At 69.4% G+C, this 6,929-nt stretch carries 7 protein-coding genes; 5 read left to right on the forward strand and 2 right to left on the reverse strand.

Features of this window, described 5'->3' with window-relative positions; genetic code table 11:
* Nucleotides 1-589: 589 nt before the first annotated feature.
* Together AB0B35_RS38705 and AB0B35_RS38710 are read right to left on the reverse strand one after the other, a co-directional pair.
* Complete coding sequence (locus tag AB0B35_RS38705) at nucleotides 590-1,321, reverse strand: DUF899 family protein (protein WP_361055883.1); 732 nt, start codon at nucleotides 1,319-1,321, stop codon at nucleotides 590-592.
* Nucleotides 1,322-1,482: 161 nt separating this feature from the next.
* A complete protein-coding gene (locus tag AB0B35_RS38710; protein ID WP_361055886.1) occupies nucleotides 1,483-2,310 on the reverse strand; it encodes a hypothetical protein in 828 nt (275 codons plus the stop codon).
* 235 nt (nucleotides 2,311-2,545) lie between these two features.
* Here AB0B35_RS38710 and AB0B35_RS38715 point away from each other — a divergent pair, with 235 nt between their 5' ends.
* The 5 genes from AB0B35_RS38715 to AB0B35_RS38735 all read left to right on the forward strand — a co-directional run.
* Nucleotides 2,546-2,809, forward strand: coding sequence for a phosphopantetheine-binding protein (locus tag AB0B35_RS38715; RefSeq protein ID WP_361055889.1), 264 nt, complete (start codon nucleotides 2,546-2,548; stop codon nucleotides 2,807-2,809).
* Nucleotides 2,806-4,194: a condensation domain-containing protein gene (locus AB0B35_RS38720; protein ID WP_361055891.1), complete on the forward strand. Its 1,389-nt coding sequence runs from the start codon at nucleotides 2,806-2,808 to the stop codon at nucleotides 4,192-4,194. Before AB0B35_RS38715 ends, AB0B35_RS38720 begins: the two co-directional genes overlap by 4 nt.
* 30 nt (nucleotides 4,195-4,224) lie before the next feature.
* The gene (locus AB0B35_RS38725) at nucleotides 4,225-5,544 is read left to right on the forward strand and encodes an MFS transporter (RefSeq protein WP_361055894.1); all 1,320 of its coding nucleotides are present in this window, start codon (nucleotides 4,225-4,227) and stop codon (nucleotides 5,542-5,544) included.
* 44 nt (nucleotides 5,545-5,588) lie between these two features.
* Nucleotides 5,589-5,789, forward strand: a complete 201-nt coding sequence (locus AB0B35_RS38730; RefSeq protein WP_361055897.1) for an MbtH family protein — start codon at nucleotides 5,589-5,591, stop codon at nucleotides 5,787-5,789.
* Nucleotides 5,790-5,856: 67 nt separating this feature from the next.
* Nucleotides 5,857-6,929 (forward strand): amino acid adenylation domain-containing protein (locus tag AB0B35_RS38735; RefSeq protein WP_361055900.1); only part of this gene is annotated, 1,073 nt, incomplete at its 3' end.

Raw genomic sequence — 6,929 nt, forward strand, 5'->3', positions numbered from 1 at the left:
GGACGAGGATCAAGGCCCGGCCAGGTGTACCAATCCCAGCGCCTGACGAGGCTGCTCGCTGCCCTTCGTCGGCAGTCGCGCTCGGAAGCGAGCCGGGCGAAGCGTGCTGCGAGATCGGACACGTCCGGCATCCTACGGGTCGCCCCACCGGACTGGCCGCCACGCAAGGTACCGGGTCAACGTCGAGCTGCTCCCCGCGCACGCGGGGGTGATCTCGGCTTCGTGCCGTGCGGGATGGTCTCGGTCACTGCTCCCCGCGTACGAGGGGTTGATCTCCTGAGATGACCTTCAACGTCATCGGGTCCGGCGGAAGAACGTGCGGGCAGCGCTGGCATCGCGTCGGGCCACCACGCCGGTCGATGACCTGCCCGTGGTGACCCGACAGCCCGGTAGGCGCAGTGGCAAACCACGCTGACCGGTTGATGTGCATCGACCTGCTGAACCTCAACGAAACGGGACTCGGCCGCGCTGTCGGTCGGTCGATTGGTGTCCAACTACAACGGATGATTCGCGGCGGTGCCGTACCTAGTGGACCCTCTCGCCGCGAAGCGAATAGATCCGACGTCGCAACGCCGCGTGCTGTGTCTGCCTACGCGGCGGGTTCGTCGGTGACGTCCCACTGCGCAAGCGGACGACTGTCGACACGCCACTGGTGCTGGCCGGCCGGGATCTTCGGCCAGCCGGCGGGGGAGTCCTCCCACGCCTCCTGCCGGCCGAACACCGTCCGGTCGAGCAGGCTGTAGGACCAGAATCCCGCCTCGTTGCCGCGGTCGGTCGTCCAGTAGGTCTCGTAGACGCGGTCCTGGTCGTCGCGTACGAAGCAGCCGAGCCAGCCGAAATCCCGCCCGGCCAGCAGCCCGTCGCCGGAGTCGCGCGCCGAGTACCAGGGCGCCGTGTAGCCCATGAAGTCCGCGTACTTTCGGCTCTCGTCGTAGGCGCCCTCGCAGAAGTAGGCGAGCGTCACGTCGCGGGCGTGCAGGTGTGCCAGCGGGCCCTGCACCTGGGACGCGAAGTACGTGCAGCCGATGCACTGCCCTTCGGCCGGCTCGCCGTCGTGCCACATGTGGAAGTAGCCGACGAGCATCCGCCGCCCCTCGAAGGCGTCCAGGAAAGGCACCTCGCCCTTCGCGCCGACCACGGTGACGGACCCGGGGATCTCGACCATCGGTTGCCGGCGGCGCTCCGCGGCGATCGCGTCGCCCGCACGGCTGTGCGCCTTCTCTTTGACCAGCAACGCGGCGTGGGCGGCCTCGTACGCTTCGCGGCTGGTGGGGGTCGGCAGGGCCGAGACCGCCAGCGGCTCGGTGGGCAGATGGCGCACAGTCGCTCCTTCTTCTCTCGACAGAAAATGACGTTCGACGATCCGTTCGGGCCTCACCAACCTAGTCCGAATGCGGCACGTGAACCAGTCGGCAGGCGGCCCGGCCGTCAATGTCCTGCACGGGGCACCGGGCGATCATGCACGGCAGGCGGGCACGGACTTCAGGCCCGTGAAGCATCCACACCTGCGGTTCTGGCAAGGTGGCCGACGACCAGGTCGGCGAGTTCCGGGACGAGGATGTCGTCCTCGTCGAGCAGAGGGAACCGCGAGATCCGGTATCCGCGCGGCGGGTCCATCGGGATCACCGGACCCGGTGACGTCGCCTCGAGGCTCAGCACGTCCACCCCCGCCGACAGCGGGGCCGGTCGGGCGTCGGCGCAGGCGACGACGAATGCGAGCCACGCTCGGTAGCGCGAGAGCAGCTCCGTGAACGCGTCGTCCGCGCTCGTCAGGCCGTGTTGCGCGGCAAGCCGGGCGAGCTGCTGCTCGAGTCGCGCCCCCATCCACGCGACCAGGTCCTCGGCGCTGCGGGAGCCGTCGGGCGTCGGCGGATCGGTCTCGCCGAGTCCGAGCAGGTATTCGCGGAACGTCGCGAACGCTGCCGCCCGGTCCTGCGTCGCGGGCCGGACCAGCAGGACCTTGACGCCGCGCGGGCTGTCGCGCTCGAGCAGCCCGGCGACGCGCAGCGCCAGGTCGCCGGCGCTGCAATACCCCACCACCGTGAGACGGTCGGACGGGCCGCGCAGGTCCGCGATCCTCGCCGCGTACTGCTCAGCGAGGACGTCGAGCGGCAGGAACGCGGGGCCGTCGATCATCGGGCGCAGCGGATCGACCTGGTAGAGCGGGCGGTCGCCGATGCGGCCGGTCAGCATCTCGCTCAGTCGCGGCGAGGCGCTGTAGGTCGGGAAGTCGATGACGAAGACGGGATCCGCGCCGCCGTGGCCGAGCCGCGCCACGGCGAAGGGATCCGTCTTGACCTGGTTGATCACTGCTCACCGCCATGGGGGAGGGGTGCGTCCATCCAACAAACGTGGCAGCCCCGAGCCTGCTTCACGTCTTCGAGATTGCGCGGCCTGGTTCGAGGTGGCGACAGGACTGTTTCGAAGAAGACCGGGACGCGACCCGGTGCCAGTCTCGGTGCAGCGGTCCGCCGCCCCCGTGCCGGGCCGCTGATCCAGATCTTCTGCCTTTTCCCGTTCGCTCGCAGATATGAAGGAGTCGATGATGACTACCCCGATCGATCATCAGATGGACGATGCCGTGCACGACATCCGCGCGGATCGGCTGTGCGCCATCTTCGCCGACGTGCTGGGCGTGGCGACGGTCGGCGTCGACGACGACTTCTTCGACCTCGGCGGGCAGTCCCTGCAGGCGATGCTCATCGCCGCCCGGATCAAGTCGGAACTGGGCGCGGTCGTCACGCTGATCGACCTGTTCGACCACCCGACCGTCGGCAGGCTGCTGACGAAGCTAGGCCCATCATCATGATCGACAGCCGAATGAGGGCCGGCGAACGCCCGGCCACGCCGGGCGCGCCGACCGACGAGCACTTCCCCCTGTCTAGCATGCAGGAGGTGTTCTGCTCCGACGAGCGGCACATGACCGACCGGTTCATCGTCGTCAACGCCTGGCGCGTGCGCGGCCACGTCGACACCGCGGCACTGCAGGGCGCGCTCGACGACCTGGTCGCCCGCCACGAGATCCTGCGGTCCGTCTTCGGGCACGACGGCGGCGAACCATACCAGCAGGTACTGCCGCCCTGCCCGGTCCCGCTGCTGGTGACCGACATCGAACCGTTCACCGGCCGCAGCCGCGAGATCCGGGCCGAGGAGCTGATCATCGAGGCCGAGGTCGGCCGGCTCGACCCGCGCGAGCTGCCGCTCATCCGCGCGGAGCTGCACCGCTTCGACGACCAGGACTCGGTGTTCGTCCTCGTGCACCACCACCTGGGCATGGACGGCCGGTCGGTGGGCGTGGGGATACGCGACCTCGCCGAGTTCTACGCGGCCCGGGTCGCCGGCCGCGAACCCGAGCTGCCCGAGGTGAAGCAGGCACGTGAATTCGCGCACTGGCAGCGGGCGCGCAGCCGCGAGTGGGACAGCGCCGAGGGCGCGCAGATCCGGGCGTACTGGGGCGACCGGCTGGCCGGGGCGCAGATGTTCACCCTGCCGACCGACCGGCCGATGCCCGAGCGGTACACGGTGCCCTATTCGGAGCACATTTTCGAGTACGACGAGGAGTTCACCTCGTCGATGGCCGCGCTGGCCAGGCGGGAGCGCTGCTCGCTGTTCATGCTGCTGCTCGCCGCGATGGCCGTGCTGGCGTACGAGATCCGCGGGGTGACCGACGCGTCCTTCCGCGTCCTGACGTCCGGCCGTAACGAGGCCGCGTTCCAGGAGACCGTCGGGCTGCTCATCGACTTCCTGCCGATGCGGGTCGAGATCGCCGACTGCACGAGCTTCCGTGAAGTCCTCGGACGAACTCGTACGGCCGTCGCCGGAGCGTTCACCTACGAGATTCCGATGGGCGAGATCACCAAGGTGGCGCCCGATCTGACGCGGCCGGAGCAGAACCCGTCCGACTGCTTCATGAACTTCATCTTCCACCAGGCGCCCTCGGCGGCCGAGACCTACCCGATCGGCGACGGCGCGGTGGAGATCCGCGAGCGCGTGCTGGAGCCCGATCAGACCGGTGACATGCCGTTCGGCTCGTCCTGGAACCTGGAGGTCCTTCCCTCGGGCCGGTTCGGCGGCGGGATTCTGTACAACCGGGACGAATTCGATGAGTCCACCATCGCGCGCTGGACCGACGCGTACCGCCGCATCCTCGACGGCGCTGTCGCGGATCCCGGCGCTTCGTGGCGCCAGCTCTAGCCCCCTGTCGCGGAATCGAAAGGACCTCCCATGATCGACAAGGATGCGCACCTCGCGTTGCGGCACCGCAATTTCTCGCTCTTCCTGCTCGCGCAGACGATCTCGTTCCTCGGCAACGGGGTGTTCCTCGTCGCGCTGCCGCTCGAGGTGCTCAGACTCACCGACGACCCGCTCGTCGTCGCCATGGCGGTCGGCGCGGACACCCTCGTCACCGTCGTGTTCATGCTCATCGGCGGAGCGTTCGTCGACCGGCTCTCCCGCCGCGTCGTGATGATCACCACGAATGTGATCTGCGGCCTGGCGATCGGGCTGGTGTCGGTGATGAACGCCGTCGGGCAGGCCCACGTGTGGGCGCTGGTCGGCGTGGCGTTCGTCTTCGGCCTGGCCGACGCGTTCTTCCTGCCGGCGTCGACCGCGATCATGCGCGATCTGCTGCCCGCGAACCTGATGGTCGCCGGCAACTCCCTGGTCACCCTCGGCCGGACAGCGACGCTGTTCGTGGCCGGACCGGTGCTCGGCGGCATCATCGTCGTGGCGATCGGACCGGCCTGGGCCTTCGGCCTCGACGCGCTCAGCTTCCTGATCGGCGCCGTCGGCCTGCTCGCCATGCGCGGCGTGAAACGCACCGCGCCTGAGGCAGGGCACGAGGCCGATGGTGCCACGTCCGTGCGCGAGGAGATCAGCATCGGGCTCGCCTACAGCCGCTACCGGCCATGGCTGTGGTGGAACATGATGGCGGTCGGCGTGGCCAGCTTCGTCGGCTTCATCCCGCTCGCCCTGCTCGCGCCGCTGCTGCTGCGCGACGTGCTGCACGCCAGCCCGGTCGCCTACGGCATCAACGTCGCCGTGAGCGGCATCGGCGGCGTGGCCGCCGCAGTGCTGAAGAAATCCCGAGACCCGAAACTGCGCGTGCCCGCGGTCTGGATCGGCTTCGGCGCCTCAGGACTGGCCGTCGTCCTGCTGGCCGTCTCGCCGAACATCGTCGTCGCGACCGTCGCCGGAGTCGCGTACCTGTTCGGCGTCTCCTACGGCAACATCAACTGGTTCGCGCTGATCCAGGAGCAGGTGCCGACCTCACTGCAGGGCCGTGTCTCCTCGCTCGACTGGATGATCTCCCTGCTGCCGGGCCCGTTCGGGCTGGCCGTCGCCGCCATGGCCGTCGACGTCGTCGGCGTGCGCTGGACCATGGCCGCGAGCGGCATCCTCATGGTCCTTGCCGGCTCGGTTGTGCTCAACCGCAAGGTGCGTGACTACACGTACGTGCGCGGCGGGGCCAAGGCCGAGGTCGAGTTCGAGACCGACGGCGCCGAGAAGACGCCGGCGGTCGCCTCTGCGGCGAACCTCGGCTGACCGCACGCCACCCGCCATCGACTACGAGCGAAAGGAGCCGGATCATGTCCAACCCCTTCGACGCCGAGGACGGCGTCTTCCTGGTGCTGTGCAACGACGTCGAGCAGTACAGCCTCTGGCCCGAGGGCGTCGACGTCCCGGCGGGCTGGACGGCAGTCTTCGGCCCCGACAGCCGTACGGCCGCCATCGCCTTCGTGGAGGCGAGCTGGACGGACCGCCTGCTGCGCCCCGTTCGGCACGCCTGATGGTGCGACCTGCGCATTCCGCCGACCTCACCGCCTGCGCGTAGCGCGTACCCATGGAGGAGCCCTCATGTTCGACGACTGCAACACCGGCACCGCCGCCTCAGCGCAGTCACTGGCCGGCCTGTTCGAGGCCCGGGTGCGCACGTCCCCGGAGGCGGTGGCGCTGGCGGACGGGCGGCAGGAGTTGACGTTCGCTGAACTGAACGCACGCGCCAACCGGCTCGCCCGGTATCTGGTGTCGCTGGGTGCGGGGCCGGGCCGGTTCGTGGGGGTGGCGCTGCCGCGGACGGTGGATGCGCTGGTCGCGGTGTTGGGGGTGGTGAAGTCCGGGGCTGCGTACGTGCCGATGGATCCGCGGTGGCCGGCCGAGCGTGTGCAGTTGGTGCGTGACGAGGTCTTGCCGGTCGCCGTGCTGGACGACCCGGGCTTGTTCGCGCGACTGGGGCAGTGGCCGGACACCGACCTGGCGGTGTCGGTGGATGCCGACTGCCCGGCGTATGTGATCTACACGTCGGGTTCCACGGGCCGGCCGAAAGGCGTGCTGGTTTCTCAGGGCAACGTCGTCAGTTTCCTGTCCTGGGTCGTGGGCGAATTCCGCGACGGTGAGTTGTCCCGGGTGCTGGCTTCGACGTCGCTGGGCTTCGACGTGTCGGTGTTCGAGGTGTTCGGCACCTGGGCGTCGGGCGGTTGCGTGGAGTTGGCGCGTGACGTGCTGGCGTTGGGTGAGCTGCCGGCGACGTGGCCCGGGACGCTGGTCTCGGCGGTCCCGTCCGCGTTGAGCCAGGTGCTGCTGGACGTGCCGGTCTTCGCATCGGTGCGAGCCGTGGTACTGGCCGGGGAGGCGTTGCCGCGCAGTGTGCTGGAGCGGGTCCGGTCGGTGTTCCCGTCGGCACGGGTGTTGAACCTGTACGGGCCGACTGAGGCGACGGTGTACGCGACCGGGTGGCGTGCTGACGGCGGGACTCCGTTGATCGGGTCGCCGATCTCGAACACGAGGGTGTTTGTGCTGGATGAGCGGTTGCGGCCGGTGCCGGTCGGGGTGGCTGGTGAGTTGTACATCGCCGGTGGGGGTGTGGCGGCCGGTTATCTGGGGCGGCCGGATCTGACGTCGGCCCGGTTTGTCGCGTGCCCGTTCGGTGC

It is taken from the genome of Catellatospora sp. NPDC049133 (assembly GCF_040648455.1).
In the GTDB taxonomy this organism is placed as follows: Bacteria; Actinomycetota; Actinomycetes; order Mycobacteriales; family Micromonosporaceae; genus Catellatospora; species Catellatospora aurea.